This window comes from Bradyrhizobium diazoefficiens, from assembly GCF_016616235.1.
Classification (GTDB): Bacteria; Pseudomonadota; Alphaproteobacteria; order Rhizobiales; family Xanthobacteraceae; genus Bradyrhizobium; species Bradyrhizobium diazoefficiens_H.
Genome location: NZ_CP067100.1, coordinates 5,167,152 through 5,187,373 on the forward strand (window position 1 = coordinate 5,167,152; position 20,222 = coordinate 5,187,373).

Sequence of the window (20,222 nt, forward strand, 5' to 3'; positions counted from 1 at the left end):
TCAACCCCCGATCCGGCTCGGACCACGGGGAACGGCGCCGGGCGCACCAAGCGGGTGCCGAAGCGCCTGCCTCATGAGCGCTTGCGCCAGCACGCCCGCAAACAACGTGTTCGTTTTGACGTATCGCCACCACATCCGTCCCGGCTCTTGGTAGATGCGGTACAGCCATTCGAGGCCGAGTTTCTGGAACTGAACCGGCGCGCGCCGAACGGCGCCTGCCAGAATATCGAATGTGCCACCCACGCCCATGATGAAAGGTACGCCGAGATCATCGCGGTGAGCGGCCAAAAAACGCTCCTTCCGGGGCGTCGGCATGCCGATGAAGAGGCAATCGGCCCCGCTGGACTGGATGTCCCGCACGACGTCCTTCTCCTGCTCGCGATTGAAGTAGCCGTCGTGCCAGCCTGCAAAGACAAGTGAGGGATACCTCTCGCGCGCGCTCTGCATCGCCTGCTGCAGCACGCCGGGGGTCGCTCCCAGGAAATAGGGCTTGAAGCCTTCATGCGCGCATACCGCGAGCAACTCGGCGAGGAGATCCACGCCCGCGACGCGCGAGGTGGCCGGGAGTCCCAGCGCTCGAGCGCCCCAAACGATCCCCATGCCGTCGAGGCCGACGATATCGCTGTTGGCGACATCGGCCGCGAGCACGGGATCAGACCTCATATTGACGAATTTGGCGACGTTCAGCGCCACATGTTGCAGCCTACTCCGGCTGTGCATGGCCCCGCGCGCCAGATCGACGGTTTCTGCCATTGTCAGCAGGTCGACGGGACATCCCAGAAATGAGGCGCGCATTGAAACCTACCTCCCAAAAAAAATACGACCTATTTAAGTTTGCATTTAAGCTTATTATCTAGATAATACGCAGCGGATATTTAATTGCAAGGTTTAAATGGGGGCAGAATCTGCTGCCAGACAGTGGAATATCAGGCCCCTACGCGCAAGAGGCGGGCGGCAAGTCCGGAGCCAATTAAATGGAGGATTTAACTGATGATTTCGGTCATTATTCCGCATCTCAACCAGCCCGACGCGCTGGAAGCCTGCTTGCGCAGCCTGGACGCGCAGGCCCTGCCTCGGCACGCATTCGAGATCATCGTGGTGGACAACGGCTCGGCAGCGCCCCCAACGGACATCGTCGCCGGCCATCCTGGTGTACGGCTGCAGCACGAACCGCATCCGGGTCCCGGCCCGGCGCGAAACGCGGGCGTCGTCGCGGCCAACGGCGAAATCCTAGCTTTCATCGATGCCGATTGCAGAGCCCATCCGGATTGGCTGAGCAGCGTGATGAAATGGTTCAACTTGTCGCCGGCTGGCACAGTGCTCGGGGGCGACGTTCGCATTTGGCACCCGGAAAGTGCGGAGCTCGACGCCATTGCGGCTTACGAGAGCGTCTTCGCCTATCGGTTCAAGCTCTATATTGAGCGCCACGGTTATTCCGGCACTGGCAATATGGCGGTGTTTCGTCGCGATTTCGATCGCGTCGGCCCTTTTGCCGGTATTGAGGTCGCCGAAGACATGGAGTGGGGAGAGCGTGCGTTGCGCGCGGGACTTCGATTTCGATACACCCCCGAGATGATCGTCTTCCATCCGGCCCGGAGCTCTCTCCAGGAGCTCTACGCCAAATGGGATCGACACATCGCGCACTATCGCAATATGGCGGAAGGCAAACCTGTGTGGCAATTGCGCTGGCTCGCGCAAGCGTTGCTCGTCTTCGCGTCTCTCGCGCCAAACGCTGTGACTGTGCTGACCAGCGACCGCCTCCATGGTAGCGGCGCCCGCCTCAAAGCTATTGCCGTATTATGTGCTGTCCGGGCGCACCGCGCCATGACGATGCTCTCGCACCTGCGTGGCCGGCGGGCAGTAGCCTGGAATCGTTAGTGCAACGGCAATTCAGTCAGGCGCCGCCGAAGGCACAGTTGTTGGTCAGCTCCGGCAAGTCGGTACGCCGGCCGAACGACCACAGAATCCAGCCCAGTTCGTAGCTACGGCACTCAAGCCGGACTTCCACGTCAGAGCCGTCAATCAGCCGCTCACCGTTTCCGAGCCAGGCGTTCTTGAGTGCGCGCAATACTCGCGGCGCCTTGGTCGTCAATTCACCCTTGCGAACCTGCGAGCGAAGGCTCAGGCTCAGTTCAGGCACGAGCATGGACCGGCCCAGCTGATTCTGGCCGAGCACCCAATTGAATCCCTTGACCAGGGAGTCCCGCGATTCCCTCTGCCCAAAGCGCTCCGCCCATTCCAGCAGTGCCGGCGCCATTCCATACTGATGAACCGAATAGACCTCGTAGAAATCAACGACGCGGCCGCTCATCGCGTCGAAAAACCAGGGCCATTCACCTTGTGGGCCTTGAAGCGCTATCAGATTGCGCACACAAGTATCGGCCATGACAAGCGCGGACGCATCGCCGGCGAATTCGCCATATTGATAGCAGGCGATCGAGAGATAGGTCTGCGTCGCAAATGACGAAAAGCGGCGCCGAAGGCCGAACGGCGCGTCGAAGAACAATCCCGATCCGCTGTGGAAGCGTTCCTTCAAGAAACGATAAAGCGGCCTGGCGTAGCGCCACCATTCGTTCTCGCCTGCCCTCGCCTGCGCCACGACTCCCGTGAGCAGCATGCCAAGATCCTGCGCCCGGAAAGTTCTCCACCCGGATTCATCGGAAAGGATGGCTCTCAGCTCGTGTTTGACCGGCTCCGGTATTTCGACGCCGAGCTCGGCGGCGCTCCATAGCGCCATACCGAAGGCGTACTTCCGCACCGGGAGCTGCGTGAGTTGCAGAGCATTGCGACGGAATGTTTCGGGCAGATCAATGCCACTTGGAATTCCGGCGACGCGCGACATCCCGAGCAAAACGTTGAGCGTATAAAATACGTCGCTGCCAGGTACGGACTCGTTTGGTGAAGCACGTCCATCGAGATGGTAGATATGGGACCACCGGCGATGTTCAGGTAGCCAACAACGTTCCAGCCCGTTGAGCGCATAGTCCACCAGCGGCGAATTCCGCGAGAGCTTACTCGCCGCCGTGGGCACCAGAAGCTTCACCCCAAAATTCGGACTAATGATCATGGTCAATCGCCATCCCAAGCCGGGTTAATATTCACGGATGCTTTCATCCAATCCGCGTAGCAACGGGTAGAGGAAATAGGAGATCACGGTGCGCTTGCCGACTTTCAGTTCGGCCGTCACCGCCATACCCGGAATCAGTTGGATGCGCTCAGCCGGCAGCCGAAGGTGCGTGTCAGACAAATCGACCAGTACGCGGTAATAGGGAGCTGGCGCGCGGCGCGCACCTTCGGCCTTCGTATCCGGCGAGAACGTGTCCTGACTGATGACGCGGACTTCTCCCGTTGAAGTTCCATACTTCTGGAAAGGAAACGCTTCGAACTTGATCCGGACCGGTTGTCCAAGCGCCACCTGACCGATATCCCGCCCCTCGACGTTGACCTCCGCCTGAAGCGGCACGTCACGTGGAACCAGGACAAACAGCGTTTCCGCTTCGCGAACCACCGAGCCGACTGTCCGGTTCGCGATATCCAGCACCACGGCATCGGCCGGCGCCTGCAGGACGATCAACTGTCGCCGAAGCTCGGCCTTCTTCAATTCCTCTGCTGCGCTATTGCGTTTCGGCAGCGTCTCCACCAGTTCTTGATAGGTGGTGCGACGAAACTCCTCGGCGAATACCTTCTGGTCAGCGCGGGCCTTTTCCAGCCGATGCGTGGTATCGGCGATACTGCCACGAACACGCGCCAGATTGCTCTCGACCTCAAGCCGTGCATCGCGAGACAGTAGGAAGTTCAGCCTCGAACCGACCTCCTTGTCCATCAGCGTGGTGCGCATCGCTTCAATCGAACGCATCGTGTCGAGCCGCTGAAGGAGAACCGCCTCTTCGTCCTGCGCTGTCTTGAGATTGGCTCGAGCGGAGGCGATCTGCGCGTCGTAGTTCTGGATCTGCGCCCCGTAGGCAACTCTCCTCTGCACGAACAACTTGCCTTGCAGGACCTGATCCGCATTCGTCAGCTCCTTGACGGCGTACTCTATTCCATTCAATTCGGCGCCCAGGCGATCGATCGACGCATCGAAACCAGCCACTCTGCCGCGCAATTGATCGAAATCCGCCTGCGAGAAAGTCGGATCGAGCGTAGCCAGAACGTCGCCGCGGTTGACGCGATCACCGGCCTTGACGTGGATCTCGCGTATGACCGACGTTTCCAGCGGCTGCACGACGATGTTGGGACGCGTCGTGGTCAATTTCCCCTGCGCCGTGACGATCATCTCCACCTGCGAAACGGATGCCCAGGTGACCGCGAAGGCAATCAGCGCAAGTACGCCGTAGAGGGTGAGACGCGCGAGCCGCGGCGGCGCTTGCTGCTCCACCTCGGTGGCATCGGACTGGAACTCAGCGATGACTGGCGCGCGCCTCGGCCCTGGCCTGAATAGCTTTCGCCGGCGCTCGACCGGTCTGGCCGGAACGAGACCGTTCGGCTTCGCATCCGCGCGTGATTGCCTTGTCTCCTTCATGCAATCTGCTTCATCTGTTGGTTCCACAAATGCCTGTAGATGGTGCATTTCGACAGGAGATGGTCGTGGCGATCCACGTCGACGATTCGGCCGCGGTCCATCACCAGGATCTGGCTTGCCTCGGTCAGCATCGACAGCCGATGCGAGACGATGATGACGGTACGCCCAGCTGCCAAACGGCGGAGATTGCGCCTGATGATCATTTCGCTTTCGGAATCGAGGGCACTCGTCGCTTCATCTAAAATCAAGATCCGTGGATTGACGATCAGAGCCCTCGCAATTGCCAGCCGCTGCTTCTGCCCGCCGGACAGGTTGGAGGCGTCTTCCTCGAGCATGGTGTCGAAGCCACGGGGCAACCGCTCGATGAACTCGTCGGCGCCTGCGAGCTGCGCCGCAGCGACGACCTCGGCAAAGGTCGCGTCACGCTTGACGCACGCGATATTGTCGCGAACCGTCCCGCGAAACAGGAAATTGTCTTGCAGGACGATTCCGAGATTTCGACGCAGGTGTGCGAGGTCGAACTCTCTCGAATCATATCCGTCGATACGCACCAATCCCTGCTGCACCGGATACATGCCCGAAATCAGCCTTGTGAGCGTCGTCTTGCCGGAGCCGCTCCGGCCCACGATTCCGAAGATCGAGCCTGGCTCGATGGTGAAGGAGACATCGTCAAGTGCCGGCGCTCCCTCAGCTCCGTATCGGAAAGAGACACTGTCGAACTCGATTTTGCCGGCAAGGTCGGGCCGCAGCCCATCTTTCCGACCATCACGCTCAGGCTTCTGATTCATGACCTCGCCGAGCATTTTCACGGCAAGAGCAACTTCCTGGTATTCGTGCACCATGGTCACGAGCTGGACCAGTGGTCCGGAGACCCTGCCGGCCAACATGTTGAAAGCGACGAGCGCGCCGATTGTCATTTCTCCAGCGAAGACATCGAGTGCTCCGACAGAAATGATTCCAAGCGTCATGATCTTCTCAAGAAATCCGGTGAGCGCCTGGGCGCCTGCGGAAATCTTCTCGACACCGAATCGCATGGTCACGGACTGCGCACAGCGGCTATCCCAAACCCTGCTCTGCGCTGGCTCCATCCCCAGCGTCTTCACCGTGCGCATACCGTGGACTGTTTCGACGAGGAGAGCCTGCCGCGCACCTTCCGCCTGGTAAAGATCGTAAAGCCGTCGCCGGAAAGGGCCCATGAGCAGGCCGACAACAGCGCCGCTCGCGGCGGTGAAGGCCAGGACCATCAAAGTCAATTTGACGCTGTAGAGCGCAAGGACCGGCAGGAAGACGAACAACGAGAGCGCGTCGAGGGTCGTCAAGAATAGGCGCCCGGTCAGAAACTCGCGAATCCGCGCTGCCTGCTGCATGTGCTTGACCAGCACCCCCGCGGCCATATGCTCGAAAAACGTGACCGGCAGCCCGAGGAGATGACCGAACGTCTTTGTCGCAACGCGAATGTCAACCCTGTTGGTCGCATACAGCAGCAGGTAGCGCCGCAGAAAGCCAAATATCGCGTCAAAGACGAGCGCTACGGCCGCCCCAGCCGCGAGGACGTAGAGCGTGGTGAAGCTCTCGTGAACCAGAACCTTGTCGATGACGAGCTGGAAAAAGATCGGGACGACGAGGCCCAACGCATAGAGCAGGATCGCGGCAATGGCGACGTCCCTGAACAGGCGCCATTGAAGAAGCAGTTCCGGTACGAACCAGCGCAGACCGAAACTCCTCCGACCGTCCTGCGTCGACTGCTCGCGCTTGATCAGGATCGTGTCGCCGGCCCAATGGGCACAGAAGCGGTCGCGATCGACAACCAAGACCTCGTGCTTGCGGTCGGCGAGCGGGTCGAAGATGCTGACGACCTCGGTGCCGTCGGCTCGCCGTCCCGCACCAAGGACAACGATCCAGTTGCCATTCGCGAGCTTCGCCAGCGCCGGATAGGCCTCTCCGAGACGAATCAGCGCGCCCCAATCCAGTTTCGTGCTTCTCGCGCGCAGGCCTGCATCCTTCGCCATGCGCAACAGGAGATTCAACGAGAGCGGCCCGGCTACCGCGTAGGCATGCTTCAACCGCTCGACCGGCAGATCTATGCCATGGTGACCTGAAACCTTGGACAGGCATTCCAATGCCGTCTGCGTTGCCAATCCGGGCGCGGGGGCATCCGCAACCTGGTCCTTCGCGCCGCCAGCGGCGTCGACTTCAGCGGAAATTCGAAGAGACATTCAGAGACCGTGTGTTGGGCGCGAGCGCATCATGTACTCCCGACGCACCGTTGTGCGACTGAACTGGCGGGTTCTTCCGGACCACGCCCGCGTCAACCAGGCCCTGAAGCGCCTTCTGCATCACATCGACCGAATTGGCGAAGGATTCGACCGAAAAGATCAACCGCTGCGAAAACACGCGTTTGGGGGCATTGTTCGCGTCGCGCTCCGTCGGTGAAAGACTGACCAGATCGACGCGGACGATGGTGCCGCTGACAGTAATTTCTTCGATTCCATCGGTGTAGAGTTCGGCGTGCATCTTACGTCTCCTATGCTGCCAGCTGCGGCCTGAAAACTACGTCAACGCCATAGCTCGTCGCGTTGAAGGTATTGGTCGGAAATAGGCTATCCGTCCCGTACGCAAACACACCGTTGCCGCCGATCGATGCCGAGGATGGAGCCGTCAGAGGTCCGTTGGTAATCGCGTTGGCGAGCAGGCCTGGATCAGACGCGTAATCGCCGGGGGTGTGATAGGAGGCGACGTAGGTCGTTCCCGGCATGATCGTCACGGGCGTGGCGAAATTGACCTGTTGCCAGCCGTCGGCCGTTTCGTTGGTAAAGGTCGCCGTTGCCAGCAAAGTCCCGGTGCTGCTCCAAAGATCCGCGACGTGGGTGCCCGTGTTGGATGGGCCCTTGTAGAAGCGAATGCCGACAACATCGCCTGGGGTGGACGTCTGAAACTTGACGCCAAGTTCCACCGACTGTGGATCATTGGCCGCCACAATGCTGGGCTCATCACTTGCGCTGAACAGGCGCACAGTCGTCGAAGACGCAACGTTCACATCGAGGGAGACGAGTGCGCTGGCGGTGCCACCATGGCCGTCGGAGATGCTGTAGTTGAAGGACGCCGGTCCTGTGTAGCCGGTCGTGGGAGTGAAGTTCACGCTGTTGCTTTGGGCGTTGAAGCTGGCGACGCCGTTCGTACCGCCGCTCGCACCCGTGATCGTGAGCGCATTGCCGTCCGGATCGGTGTCGTTGGCAAGCAGTGCCGTGGCCGGAATCGCGAAGGGGACGTTCTGCGTGGCGTGGAAGCCGCTGTCGTTCGCCGCGACAGGCGACTGGTTGGCGCCGCCGCTCGAGCTGTTGAACACGACATCGACCCAGTAATTGCTTGCGCTATAGCTGCTGGTCGGGAGCAGATTGCCCGTTCCGTAGGTGTAGAGGCCATTGACGCTCGCAGGAGCCGTGAGCGGACCGTTGGTGCGAGCGGTGGTGAAGTAGCTGGTGGTGGAGGCATAATGGCCGTTGCTGTGATAGCTCGCGACATAGGTGGCGCCGGCCGTGATGGACACGGGACTGCTGAACGTGACGGTCTGCCAGCCGCTGCTGGTCTCGTTGGTGAAAGTCGCGGTCGCCAGCAGCGCGCCGGTGCTGCTCCACAACGAGCCCGTATGAGTGCCGAGGTCATTTGCACTCTTGAAGTACTTGATGCCGGCAATCGTGCCTGCCATGGAGGATGTGAATTGCACTCCGAGATTGACCTGAGACGTATCCGCATTCGACCGAACTGCGGGGATATCCGAACTCGAGAACAGGCTCACCGTTGAAGGCACTGCCGACACGGCGATGTTGAATGTCTCACTGTTGGTGAGATTACCGAGATCAGCAGCAGAGACCGTAACGCTGAGCGTGCCAACGTCCGCAGACGTCGGCGTGCCGCTAAAGGTGCGGGTCTGAGTATTGAAGGTGAGCCAGGCGGGAAGAGCTGAAGTTACGGTGTAGCTGAGCGCGTCGCCGGCATCGACATCCGTAAAAGTGCCGGCGGGCAGCGTCAGAGAGAACGCCGAGCCCACGGTCGCAGCCTGGCTGCCGGTCTGGATCGCCAGCACCGGCGCGTCGTTGGCGCCGCGAATGGTGACAGTAAGGGTGGTCGACGATGTGGCGCCGGCGGCGTCCCGCATCGTATAGTTGAAGACATCGGTCAGCGTATCGGTCGACTGCCGCAGGGCCTGAACGGCTGCATCGTTCTCGTTCACCGTGTAGGTGAAAGCACCCGAGGCACTGAGCGCGAGGGTGCCGTGCGCGCCCGCGAGAGCTGAACCGAGTGTCCCGTTGGCCGAGCCGAAGCTGACTGCAGTGACGGTCTTGGTGTCGCCGGCATCGGGATCGGTATCGTTGGCCAGCACGTTGCCGGTGGCGGGCGAACCACCAGTGCTATTGTTTACGCCGCCCTTCTCGGTGGCGTCCGCGACGTCAGCAACCGCGGTTGGCGGCGTATTATTGGCGGCGGCGGATCCGTTGAAGACGACGTCGACCCAGTAGTTGGAGGATTTGAAAGTATTCGTCGGGAACGCGCTTCCGGATCCGTAGGCATAGACTCCGTTGCTGCCAGCCGGAGCCGTCAACTGGCCGTTGGTGAGCGACGTCGCGAAATAGTTCTGGGTACCGGAATAGTTGCCGTTGGTGTGGTAGGACGCGACGTAGGTGGTGCCTGCCGTAATGGCAACGGGATTGGAGAAATTGACCTGCTGCCAGCCGCTGGCTGTCTCGTTCGTGAACGTGGCAGTTGTAAGCAGGGTTCCGGTGGAGTTCCAGAGATCCGCAATATGGGGACCCGTATTCAACGATCCCTTGTAGAAGCGCAGGCCGGTTATTGTCCCGTTCACCGATGCGGTGAACTTGACTCCGACTTCGACGGGGCTGGTGTCGCCGGAATTGGCGACGCTCGGTGCATCATTGGTGCCGAACAGGCTCTGTGCGGAGACCGGATAGTTGACATTGAGCGACACCTGGCCGGATCCGCTCTGGCCGCTCGTGTCCGTGATCGTGTAGGTGAAGCTCGCCGCCCCGGCATAGCCATTGGTGGGCGTGAAGGTCACGGTCTGGTTCTGCGAATTGTAGCTTACGCTTCCATTGAGCGGACTACCGACGCTGGTAAGCGAGAAAGGCAGCCCGGACGGGTTGGTGTCGTTCGCGAGCAGCGTTGATGCCGCAATGTTCAGCACGCCATTTTGGCTAACCGTAAAGCCACTGTCGGCGACAGCTTGCGGCGTGCTGGTGGCGGCGGATCCGTTGAAGACGACGTCGACCCAGTAGTTGGAGGATTTGAACGTATTCGTCGGGAACGCGCTTCCGGATCCGTAGGCATAGACTCCGTTGCTGCCAGCCGGAGCCGTCAACTGGCCGTTGGTGAGCGACGTCGCGAAATAGTTCTGGGTACCGGAATAGTTGCCGTTGGTGTGGTAGGACGCGACGTAGGTGGTGCCTGCCGTAATGGCAACGGGATTGGAGAAATTGACCTGCTGCCAGCCGCTGGCTGTCTCGTTCGTGAACGTGGCAGTTGTAAGCAGGGTTCCGGTGGAGTTCCAGAGATCCGCAATATGGGGACCCGTATTCAACGATCCCTTGTAGAAGCGCAGGCCGGTTATTGTCCCGTTCACCGATGCGGTGAACTTGACTCCGACTTCGACGGGGCTGGTGTCGCCGGAATTGGCGACGCTCGGTGCATCATTGGTGCCGAACAGGCTCTGTGCGGAGACCGGATAGTTGACATTGAGCGACACCTGGCCGGATCCGCTCTGGCCGCTCGTGTCCGTGATCGTGTAGGTGAAGCTCGCCGCCCCGGCATAGCCATTGGTGGGCGTGAAGGTCACGGTCTGGTTCTGCGAATTGTAGCTTACGCTTCCATTGAGCGGACTACCGACGCTGGTAAGCGAGAAAGGCAGCCCGGACGGGTTGGTGTCGTTCGCGAGCAGCGTTGATGCCGCAATGTTCAGCACGCCATTTTGGCTAACCGTAAAGCCACCGTCGTCGTGAGCTTGCGGCGAGGTCAGGCCTGAATCGCTGAAAACGACGTCGACCCAGTAGTTCGCGGCGTCGATAGAGGAAGCGTTGCTGGGGAAGACCGGGCTACTGCCATAGGCATAGACGCCGTTGAGGCTGCTGCCGGGCGCGGTGAGCGCACCTTTCGTAAGACCGTCATAGTCGATGAAGTAGTAGTCGGTCGAGGAATAGTGGCCAGTGTTCGTGTGATAAGAAGCGACATACGTGACGCCCGCCTGCACATTGACAGGAGTCGCGAAATCAACCTGCTGCCAGCCGCTCGCTGTTTCGTTGCTAAACGTGGCGCTAGCAAGCAGCGTCCCGCTGGTGGTCCAGAGATCACCGATGTGGGTGCCGGTATTATCAGATGCCTTGTAGAAACGAATGCCCGTGATCTTGCCCGACACTGCGGGGACGAATTTGACGCCGAGCTCAACTGCGCCGGAATCGCTGTTTGAGATCACCGCGGGCGTATCAGTCGGACTGAAGAGTGTCAGGTTGGAAGACGGCGTGACCGTGTAAGTCGTGCCCGCACTAGGTGTCTCCAGGTTCAGGCTGTCGTCGACCGCCCTAGTCTTGAGACGATATGTCCCCTGCGCGCCTGTGACGAACGTATATGACCACGTCGCGTTCGCCGCGCCGACGTTGGTGTTGGTTGGATGCCAGGTTGTTCCACCATCCGTGGAGATTTCGACTCCGGCGATCTTTCCAGCCGCGTCAGCAGCCGTCCCCATCACCGTAATCGATTGCCCCTCGACAACGCTGGCAGCCGAGAGATTAGTGATCGCAGAAGTCGGCGCCGTAGTGTCGCTGGACTGGATCGCGGCCGTCAGGCTCGCTTGCAGCGTCGCTGGCTGTACCCCCATGTCGGCGAAAAGGTTGACCATCGCCTGCTGGACATTGGGGTCCACCGGAGTCGCAGGTCCGTCGTGGTTGCTGGCAAGCGCCCACGGCCAGTTGATTGAGCCGGCCGAGAATATCAGTGCGCCACTGACGGGATCCCGATGCAGCACGAGATTGTGGGTCGCCGTGCCTGCTCCGAACGTGTTGCCGTAATCAAGCAGATACTTTCCGTCCACATTGACTGTTGAAGACGAGACACTGACCAACCCAGCCGGACGGAATCCGTTGTCCGGCGCGACGTCCCATTCAACGCCCAATAGGCCAGGTACGAGCGAGGCGGTCTGTCCGGGGGCCGTTTGCGCGACGGCCGTATTGCGCCAGAAGCGCAACTGGGTCATTGAGTACGGTATCGTGATCGTATCGTACCGAAATGCGTTGACCGCGAACAATGTACCGGTCAATTCATTCGAGGGAAGAGGCGTCGAACCGAACCGCGGGTCGGAGTAGTTGCCGGTCGCTTGTCCTGTTGGATCAAGCAACGCATTTGCGTGCGTATCCTTGTAGCTGATGAGTGTGCGGTTGGCTGTTCCGCTGCCATCGATGCTGGGTGCCAGCCTTGTCTTCCAGAAGATCTCGTTGCCCGTGAGAAACGCAAGGCTCACGCCGGCATGCGCTGCGGCCTCTACGTTGGCACGCTGAGCTTCGGTCCAATACTCGTCATGCCCCGCGTCCATGAAGACTTTGTGATTGAGCAACAACGAGCCATTTGTCGCAGCATCGATTCCGGAAATGTAAGAAACATCGTAACCGTTCTGCTCGAGCCAATAGATGGCCGCAATCTCAGCCGTGAACGGAGAGTCTCCCCCCTCGGAGAAGGTTCCGGTGCCGTCTCGCGTCACGAGGGGGCGATTGTAGCTGACCGCGTAGGCCGATCCGTTGATGCCCGGGCCGTTGCCGAAATAAAGGTTGGCGCCTCCCCAGCCGTTGTAGGCTTGCCAGTCCTCATCACTTGTCTGCAGGACGACGTCGCTGTGCGAAGCGTCGTTTCTTATGATGAACGGGATCTGGAAAATCTCGGTGCCGTTGATGACGTTGGCGATGTAGACGCCCGAGGCCGCATCGGTTGGCACGCTCCAGGAATCGGTTACGCTCCAGTTGCCGGCATCGACGAGACCGGTCGACGGGTCACTTAGTGCAGCCGGTTGGACGACCGCAGCTCCGGCCTGATGCTGCAGGCTCGTAACCAGCCTGGCACCATTGCCGCCATAATATCCCAACCTGTAAACATCGACGTGATAGTTGGGGTTGCCGGTCAGGTTGTTGATCTTGAACTGGACTGTCCCGCCGACATTGGTGCTGATTGCTGTCGCAAATCCCTGGGTCAGAGTCGAATTGTCGCCCGGCTGGATCTCCCAGACACTTCTCGGCGTGCCCGGCTTCTGGTTTTCCAGCACGATCGAATTCGTGGGTGGATCGGAGACAATGGTGCCTCCCTGCCCATCGCTTTTGAAATTCCAGTTCAGGTCCATCCCCGAAAACAGCAAGGTGACATTGGCCGCACCATTGCTGAAATCGACTGTGCTGATGTTCGAGCTATTGTCGTAATGGACGGTCGCCGACATCGACGATGTGAAGGGGAGATCCTTCAAGTCGATGAGGTTTCCTGGCGAAAGCGGTGCCCCCGGCGACGAACCTGCGATCAACCCGTGGAACTTGGCCGACTGATCGAGGACAAGCGCGCCAACCCCCGTGTCGAACGACACGGTGATGCCGGAGAACGATCCATTCAAGAACTGGCCGGAAACCGAGCCTCCGATCTCCAGGACCGCCTTGTCTGAAATTTCGAAAGATCCCGTGCCGCTGACGTCGCCCTTGAAGTCCCCTGTCGCAATGCGATCGCCAAGAAACGTCCCGGCTTCGACAGTCCCATTGTTCAGGACATCGCCTTCGATGATGAAGGGCGTCCCGGCACCGAACGAAAGCGTCGCTCCCGCATCAAGAACGAGGCTCCCGATATCAACGCTGGCCGTGCTCGTGACGATATACGTTCCGGCTGCATCGAGGAACGCCGAGTCAATGATGCCTGGGACGCCGGCACTCCAGTTCGTAGCGACATTCCAGATTCCGTCGCTCGGATGAGCCCAGTGGGTGGTGCCTGAGCTCGAAACCGATGATGATCTCGGCGGCGTCCCTTCGTTTGCCACAGCTGCGAACGTCGGACCCAAGCCCTGATGGCCGCTCGTCAAAGACGTCGAAGACAGCAGAGCAGACAATCGCGACTGGAAAGATGCGGAGAAAAGACCAGGCAGAACGCCGCGCAGGTCTGACGGATCGCCCGAGCCGGCCCGAAACGACGGTTGAAGGAACGAGGCGTCACCAACGAGAGGCGGCAGAGTGGATGACCAGCTTGCCAACGGATCGGCAAGCGGCCGAGCCCAGAGGTTGGGCGGCTCGAAGCCTGCGAATGAATTCCAGAACGTCGATTCCTGCGAAAGGGCGGGAATTTCTTCGCCCGGAAAAACGGCCCGAGCTCCCCGGCCGAAGACGCTCGCCTTTTGAACCAGCATGGCCATACCGATTAAATAAATCACCCATATATATTTTAATTCTATTTTAAACCGGCCGTCAATTCAATGCGTGTCCATTTAACATAATTCCAGATATCGGTTGGGCAGCCCTCTTGCTGAGCGAATTACGGCAGCCGCGTGATTTCACTCAGATATTTGCCATAGCCGCTCTTCTCGAGCGGTTGGGCCAGCGCGAGAAGTTGATCACGCTTGATGAAGCCGAGTCTGAAGGCGACCTCCTCAAGACAGGCGATCTTCATTCCCTGCCGCTTTTCCAGGGTCTGCACGAACGTCCCTGCATCCATGAGAGACTCGACCGTGCCGGTATCCAGCCAGGCAAACCCCCGCCCCATGCGCTCAACGTGCAGCGCGTTGGCCGAAAGGTAGCGCATTTGAAGATCGGTAATCTCGAGCTCTCCGCGCGACGACGGTTCGACGCGACGCGCGTAGCGGACAACGCGATTGTCAAAAAAATACAGCCCCGTGATTGCCCAATTCGACGGTGGCCGTTTCGGTTTCTCCTCGATCGATACCGGACGGTCCTCCTCATCAAACGCGACGACGCCATATCGTTCCGGGTCCCGCACGTGATAGGCAAAAACCGTGGCACCTTCCTCACGTCCTGCCGCCCTGGCCAGCAGTTCGCTCAGGCCATCGCCGAAGAAGATATTGTCTCCAAGCACCATCGCCACACGATCGTTTCCGATGAAATCGGCACCAACGATGAAGGCGTCCGCGAGACCGGCGGGACGGGTCTGCTCAGCGTAGCTGAGCCGAATTCCCCACTGGCTCCCGTCGCCCAGCAGCCGCTCGAACTGATACCGGTCTGAAGGCGTGGTAATGATCAAAATCTCGCGAATCCCTGCCAACATCAGCGTCGACAGGGGGTAGTAGATCATGGGCTTGTCATAGATCGGGAGCAACTGCTTGCTGACCACGCGCGTGATCGGATAGAGGCGCGTTCCGCTGCCGCCAGCCAGCACGATTCCCTTCAGCATCGGTTTCTCCTTCTCCGACCAACTGGTCGAGACAAGCTTCGAGTGAATGGCGCCAGGACGCCAATCGAATCCCGAACACACGTTCGGCCTTGGATGAGTCCAGGCGCGAATTTCGAGGCCGACGCGCGGCGGTCGGATACTCTTCTGTCGTAATCGCCTCGAGCGCCGGAATCCGCGCTCCACGGCGGGCGCGCGCGCAGAAGATCGCCTGCGCAAAGTCGTGCCAGTTCGTCTCACCTCGCCCGGCGAGGTGGAAGATGCCGGCCGTGGCCCTCCGATCGTCCGTTACGGACCGGTCTGCGATCCGAAGGACGGCCTCCGCGAGGTCGTATGCATAGGTGGGATTTCCAAGTTGGTCCCGAACAACCCTCACGGTGGCCTGCGTCTCACATAACCGCAGCATCGTCCGAACGAAGTTGCTGCCATAGGGACTGTAAATCCACGAGCACCTGATTACGGTCGCAAGTGGGTGCGCGGCCAATACGGCAGCTTCGCCGGCAAGCTTCGATGCACCGTAGACATTCAACGGCGCGGGAACGTCACTTTCGTCGTACGCATCCGGTTTCTCGCCGTCGAATACATAGTCGGTCGAGAGATGAATGAGTGGAATATTCATCTGCCACGCGACGTCTGCCAGGGCCGCCGCGCCATCGCGGTTGATGCTGAAGACTTTCGCTGCTTCAGATTCGGCCTGATCTACCGCGGTATAAGCCGCCGTATTGATGATTGCAGACGGCGCGATCGACGCGATGAGCTTGTCGATTCCCTCGCGGTTCTCCAGATCGAGCTCTCGGCGCCCGAGAGCCACCGCAGGCAGACCGCGCACCGCAGCGAGATCGCGAAGACATCTTGCCAACTGGCCATTCCGTCCGGCAATGAGGATGGGACGCTCTGACATCTTCACCTCAATGTTGGGCGGCCAGGAGACCGAGACGCGAGCCATCATAGACACCGCGGCGGGCACGCTCCCACCACGCACGATTTTTGAAGTACCATCCGACGGTTTCGGCCAGGCCCTGTTCAAAGGATCTCGTCGGTTCCCAGCCAAGTTCGCGATGTGCCTTCGACGCGTCGATCGCATAGCGCGCATCGTGCCCCGGACGATCCGGCACGAACGCAATAAGAGATCGTCTCGGTTCCGCGCCCGGGGACAATCGATCCAGCACGTCGCAAATCTGGGTGACGACCTCCAAGTTGGATCGCTGGCCGTCTCCTCCGAAATTGTACTTCTCGCCCGGCTTCCCTTCGTACAGCAAGCTGATCAAGCCGGCGGCATGATCATCGACGTGAAGCCAGTCGCGAATATTCTTGCCGTCGCCATAGACTGGTAGAGGCTTCCGGTCGATCGCATTGAGAATCGTCAGCGGGATGAGCTTTTCCGGGAATTGGTATGGGCCATAGTTGTTCGAGCAATTCGATACGATGACCGGTAGACCGTAGGTTCGAAACCACGCCAGTGCGAGGTGGTCGGAGGCGGCCTTGCTGGCCGAATACGGCGAACTCGGCCTGTAGGGCGTGTCCTCGCGAAACAAGTCGTCCGGCCCCAGCGAACCGTAGACTTCGTCTGTCGATACGTGGATGAAGCGGAATTGCTTCCGCTTCGGAGACGACAGACGTTCGTAGTAAGTCCTGGCGGCCTCCAGCAGCGTGTAGGTGCCGACTATATTGGTGTTGATGAAGGCATCGGGCCGGGTGATCGAACGGTCGACGTGGCTTTCGGCGGCCAGATGTATGATTGCGTCCGGCTCGTAGTCGGAAAATGCGAGATCCATAACCTCGCGATCGCAGATGTCGGACTGCAGAAACGTATAAGACTCCAGTCTCTCGATGTTCGCCAGCGAATCCAGGTTGGCTGCGTATGTCAACTTGTCGACGTTGATCACTGCGGCACCAGTCTGCAGCACCAAATGGCGACACACTGCAGAACCGATAAAGCCCGCTCCGCCGGTCACCAGGATACGCATTACGGTCGTCTCCACTACTCGAAAACGCAACCAAGCTGGTTGAGCGCAGGAAGGGTTTGGTCCTTTGGCGATACCTGAGCCTCGGAGGTTGTCACGGGCCACTTGATCGCCAATGCCGGATCGGCCCAATAAATGCCGCCGTCATGGCTCGGGGCGTAGACCTGGTCGACCTTGTACAAGACGACGGTCTTGGGCTGCAGCGTACAGAAGCCGTGCGCGAAGCCCTTCGGAATGAACACCTGCTCACCGCTTTCACCATCCAACTGGATGGCGATATGCTTGCCGAAGTTGGCCGATGAACGTCGGAGATCAACGGCAATATCGAGAATGGCCCCGCTCAACACCCGTATGAGCTTCGCCTGGGCGAATGGCGGGCGCTGGAAATGCAGCCCGCGCACCGTGCCGATCCGAGCTGAGCTGGACTGATTATCCTGAACGAAATCGTGAAGGATTCCCTTTTCCGCAAAAGCCGATCGCTGGAAGGTCTCACAGAAGTAGCCGCGGCCGTCGGAAAACCGCTCCGTTCGAATGACTTTGACATCAGGGATCGCCAAGGATCGCAGTTCCAGCATCGGGTACCTCCCGCCGGCCCTCAATTGGGTCGGGTTCCATGCGACGGACCGTAATCCCTCGATGAAATTAATTGTCCGCATGCCAACCCGAGTTTAACGTTTACATTATTATCGATGCAAAATGCCGACCGGACCGCAAACTCCGGAAATATCACCAAATTTGGCAGTGATGGCCCGAGAATGCGACCTCTCCCTGATATTTTTCTCATTTCAATTAATAGATGATTTATTTAATTTGGCAAGTCAATTTTTATGAGGTAGATAATCTCTCACCGACCCGCACGTCCTCTTTAAACGCTGGTCTGCGGGCGAACGCCTTGGCGTGTGACCCCACCTTCGGACAGGTACGTGATGCTCCAGAACAATCTTCAACACACGGATAGACTACGGTCGCCGGTGAACGTGCTGGCTCACCCCCCCCAGGCAGACGGCGGAGGTATCAGCGACGTCATCAATTTCGGTATTGGGCTTCTACGACGCCAATACCTCATGATCCTTGTCACCGCTGGACTCGTCACCGCGGCCAGCCTGCTCTATCTCCGGTTGGTGTCTCCAACCTATACGGCGCAGGTTCAGATCCTGTTGGCCAATCCGAGGCCTCAATTTGTCCAGCAGCAATCGCTCCTTGCCGAGCCGGCTTTCGATCTCAGTCAAATCGAGACCCAGCTTCAGCTTCTGAGATCAAGGGCCACTGCGGTTGCGGTGATCGACCAGCTGAAACTGATGGACGATCCGGACTTTACCGCGTCAGGGCTGTCTCTACAGTCTCTCTGGCAGCGAATTCGATCGTGGGGCTCGACTGGATCGAAGAAGAAGGATGGACCATCCGATCCGCCAGGCGAACCATCGGACACGATGGTAGACGCATTTCTCAATCGGCTTTCGGCGGGACGTGTCGGGTACAGCAACGTCATCGAGATCAACTACAATTCAAGCAGCGCAGCCCGAGCCGCCGAGATCGTCAATGCGGTAGCCAATACGTATGTTGCCGACCAGTTCAGCGCGAAATTCGACGCCAATCGCAGGGCAACAAGCTGGCTGCAGGAGCGGCTGCGCGATCTCGGTGACCAAGCCCTCACTGCACAGCGTGCCGTCGACGTCTACAAGTCCCAGAACAATATCGTTTCCCTGGACGGAAAACCGATCGACGAGCAGCAGATCACCGAAATCAACAATCGATTGGCTGCGGCACGCGCCCAGACCTCCGAGGCCACGGCCAAGCTGGCTCGCTATGAAACTCTCATTGCTTCCGATCCGACAAAGCCGTCCTCGATAGCCAATCTGGATGCCATCGGGACCGATGCGCTGAGCAGTCAGATCATTACGGGGCTGCGCCAGCAATATCTAGAACTCACGAGACGCGAGGCCGAGTTGACGGCCAGGGTCGGTCGCGACCACTTGGCAGTCGTCAATGTCCGGAACCGCGCGCGGGAGTTTCGCGTCTCTATTTTCGACGAAGTCAGGAGACTTGCCGAAGTCAGCCGAAGCGAATTCGAACTCGCCAAACAACGGCAGGAAGAAATCGAAAAGCAGCTGTCCAAGGCCGTTTCGCAGTCTCGTTCTGTCAATTCTGCCGAGCTGACCATCAAGGATCTGGAAAGCCGGGCAAAGGGCTTGCGTAGCTTGTACGAGACCTTCCTGCAGCGCTACATGGGCTCCGCACAGCAGGAGACATTCCCCGTCTCGGAGACTCGGTTGCTTTTTCCCGCTTCGCCGCCGTCGAGCAAGAGCAAGCCGAAGACAAGGTTGGTACTGGCGCTCGGCATCCTCGGCGGTCTCGCTCTGGGCCTCGGCCTAGCGCTCCTCAGAGACCTCATGGACCGCGTGTTTCGTACCTCTTCACAAGTGGAAACCGTGTTGGAATTGCCTTGCCTGTCTTTGGTCCCATTATTGCCGGCCCGCAAATCTCCGAAGCTACCGGTTCGCTCCCAGCAAACCGATGATGATGTTCAGCAACGGATAGTTTCGTCTCCGACGGCAATTCATCGGACCGTGGTCGGGATGCCGCTATCTCGATATACCGAGGCAATTCGTTCCATCAAGCTGGCCATCGACCACAACCCGGCGAAAATCTCCTCTCAGGTCATCGGCATTACCTCGGCCCTACCGAATGAGGGGAAAACGACGATTGCAGCCTCACTCGCGCAATTGATCGGGCACACCGGCAAGAAGGCCATCATCGTCGATTGCGACCTCAGAAATCCCTCGCTTTCCTCGATCTTTGCACCCAAGGCTACCAGCGGAATCATCGAAGTTGCAAACGGCAGCCGGCCCCTGGCGGAGACTATTTGGCGGGATCCGACGACCAATCTTGCATTTTTACCCGCCGTGCGGCGGGGACCTCTGCTTCACACCAGCGAAATTCTCTGCGCCGACGCGATAAGCAAGCTGTTCGACCGTTTGCGAGCTGAGTATGACTACGTCATCGTCGACCTTCCTCCCCTGACCCCGCTGGTTGATGTCCGAGCCACTTCATCTCTCATAGACTGCTACATTCTGGTCGTTGAATGGGGCCGGACCAAAATCGATGTCGTGCAGCACGCTCTGCACACCGCACCCAACATTCATGAATCGTTGATTGGGGCAGTTCTCAGCAAGACGGATACCAGGGCCATGGCTCGATATGACGGTCACCGGAGCTACTACTATCATGACAGCCACTACATCCGTTATGGTCTTTCCGGCTCTTGAGGCTTTCTCGTAGCGGCCCGCACGTTCTCCGGCCGGCGGACTAACGAGTGG

Annotated in this window: 12 protein-coding genes; 2 read left to right on the top strand and 10 right to left on the bottom strand. The window is 59.3% G+C overall.

What is annotated here, in order from left to right:
• A complete protein-coding gene (locus JJB99_RS24770) occupies nucleotides 1–795 on the bottom strand; it encodes a WecB/TagA/CpsF family glycosyltransferase (protein WP_200494893.1) in 795 nt (264 codons plus the stop codon).
• Nucleotides 796–990: 195 nt separating this feature from the next.
• Here JJB99_RS24770 and JJB99_RS24775 point away from each other — a divergent pair, with 195 nt between their 5' ends.
• On the top strand, nucleotides 991–1,878 hold the full coding sequence (locus JJB99_RS24775; RefSeq protein WP_200494894.1) for a glycosyltransferase: 888 nt from the start codon (nucleotides 991–993) through the stop codon (nucleotides 1,876–1,878).
• 16 nt (nucleotides 1,879–1,894) lie between these two features.
• Here JJB99_RS24775 and JJB99_RS24780 read toward each other — a convergent pair whose 3' ends face one another.
• The 9 genes from JJB99_RS24780 to rfbC form a co-directional block, all read right to left on the bottom strand.
• On the bottom strand, nucleotides 1,895–3,067 hold the full coding sequence (locus JJB99_RS24780) for a hypothetical protein (protein ID WP_246775328.1): 1,173 nt from the start codon (nucleotides 3,065–3,067) through the stop codon (nucleotides 1,895–1,897).
• Between the two features lie 24 nt (nucleotides 3,068–3,091).
• Nucleotides 3,092–4,519: an HlyD family type I secretion periplasmic adaptor subunit gene (locus JJB99_RS24785; protein WP_246774981.1), complete on the bottom strand. Its 1,428-nt coding sequence runs from the start codon at nucleotides 4,517–4,519 to the stop codon at nucleotides 3,092–3,094.
• Nucleotides 4,516–6,735: a peptidase domain-containing ABC transporter gene (locus JJB99_RS24790; protein WP_246774982.1), complete on the bottom strand. Its 2,220-nt coding sequence runs from the start codon at nucleotides 6,733–6,735 to the stop codon at nucleotides 4,516–4,518. Before JJB99_RS24790 ends, JJB99_RS24785 begins: the two co-directional genes overlap by 4 nt.
• Nucleotides 6,713–7,033 carry a hypothetical protein gene (locus JJB99_RS24795; RefSeq protein WP_200494895.1) on the bottom strand — a complete coding sequence of 107 codons (321 nt, stop codon included), beginning with the start codon at nucleotides 7,031–7,033 and terminating at the stop codon, nucleotides 6,713–6,715. The genes JJB99_RS24790 and JJB99_RS24795 overlap by 23 nt, the downstream gene beginning before the upstream one ends.
• A gap of 10 nt (nucleotides 7,034–7,043) precedes the next feature.
• On the bottom strand, nucleotides 7,044–13,952 hold the full coding sequence (locus JJB99_RS24800) for a DUF4082 domain-containing protein (RefSeq protein WP_246774983.1): 6,909 nt from the start codon (nucleotides 13,950–13,952) through the stop codon (nucleotides 7,044–7,046).
• A gap of 119 nt (nucleotides 13,953–14,071) precedes the next feature.
• Nucleotides 14,072–14,944: a glucose-1-phosphate thymidylyltransferase RfbA gene (gene rfbA / locus JJB99_RS24805; RefSeq protein WP_200494896.1), complete on the bottom strand. Its 873-nt coding sequence runs from the start codon at nucleotides 14,942–14,944 to the stop codon at nucleotides 14,072–14,074.
• Nucleotides 14,853–15,842 (bottom strand): dTDP-4-dehydrorhamnose reductase, encoded by a 990-nt coding sequence (gene rfbD / locus JJB99_RS24810; protein WP_200494897.1) that lies wholly within the window; start codon nucleotides 15,840–15,842, stop codon nucleotides 14,853–14,855. The genes rfbA and rfbD overlap by 92 nt, the downstream gene beginning before the upstream one ends.
• Nucleotides 15,843–15,849: 7 nt before the next feature.
• A complete protein-coding gene (gene rfbB, locus JJB99_RS24815) occupies nucleotides 15,850–16,908 on the bottom strand; it encodes a dTDP-glucose 4,6-dehydratase (protein ID WP_200494898.1) in 1,059 nt (352 codons plus the stop codon).
• A 14-nt stretch (nucleotides 16,909–16,922) separates the two neighbouring features.
• On the bottom strand, nucleotides 16,923–17,480 hold the full coding sequence (gene rfbC, locus JJB99_RS24820; RefSeq protein ID WP_200494899.1) for a dTDP-4-dehydrorhamnose 3,5-epimerase: 558 nt from the start codon (nucleotides 17,478–17,480) through the stop codon (nucleotides 16,923–16,925).
• Nucleotides 17,481–17,831: 351 nt separating this feature from the next.
• Here rfbC and JJB99_RS24825 point away from each other — a divergent pair, with 351 nt between their 5' ends.
• On the top strand, nucleotides 17,832–20,171 hold the full coding sequence (locus JJB99_RS24825; RefSeq protein WP_200500289.1) for an AAA family ATPase: 2,340 nt from the start codon (nucleotides 17,832–17,834) through the stop codon (nucleotides 20,169–20,171).
• The last annotated feature ends 51 nt before the right edge of the window (nucleotides 20,172–20,222 follow it).

Excerpts from the sequence above, each read along its gene's own strand:
- JJB99_RS24770 (WP_200494893.1), bottom strand. The coding sequence starts at position 795 with ATGCGCGCCTCATTTCTGGGATGTCCCGTCGACCTGCTGACAATGGCA.
- JJB99_RS24775 (WP_200494894.1), top strand. The coding sequence starts at position 991 with ATGATTTCGGTCATTATTCCGCATCTCAACCAGCCCGACGCGCTGGAA.
- JJB99_RS24780 (WP_246775328.1), bottom strand. The coding sequence starts at position 3,067 with ATGATCATTAGTCCGAATTTTGGGGTGAAGCTTCTGGTGCCCACGGCG.
- JJB99_RS24785 (WP_246774981.1), bottom strand. The coding sequence starts at position 4,519 with ATGAAGGAGACAAGGCAATCACGCGCGGATGCGAAGCCGAACGGTCTC.
- JJB99_RS24790 (WP_246774982.1), bottom strand. The coding sequence starts at position 6,735 with ATGTCTCTTCGAATTTCCGCTGAAGTCGACGCCGCTGGCGGCGCGAAG.
- JJB99_RS24795 (WP_200494895.1), bottom strand. The coding sequence starts at position 7,033 with ATGCACGCCGAACTCTACACCGATGGAATCGAAGAAATTACTGTCAGC.
- JJB99_RS24800 (WP_246774983.1), bottom strand. The coding sequence starts at position 13,952 with ATGGCCATGCTGGTTCAAAAGGCGAGCGTCTTCGGCCGGGGAGCTCGG.
- rfbA (WP_200494896.1), bottom strand. The coding sequence starts at position 14,944 with ATGCTGAAGGGAATCGTGCTGGCTGGCGGCAGCGGAACGCGCCTCTAT.
- rfbD (WP_200494897.1), bottom strand. The coding sequence starts at position 15,842 with ATGTCAGAGCGTCCCATCCTCATTGCCGGACGGAATGGCCAGTTGGCA.
- rfbB (WP_200494898.1), bottom strand. The coding sequence starts at position 16,908 with ATGCGTATCCTGGTGACCGGCGGAGCGGGCTTTATCGGTTCTGCAGTG.
- rfbC (WP_200494899.1), bottom strand. The coding sequence starts at position 17,480 with ATGCTGGAACTGCGATCCTTGGCGATCCCTGATGTCAAAGTCATTCGA.
- JJB99_RS24825 (WP_200500289.1), top strand. The coding sequence starts at position 17,832 with ATGCTCCAGAACAATCTTCAACACACGGATAGACTACGGTCGCCGGTG.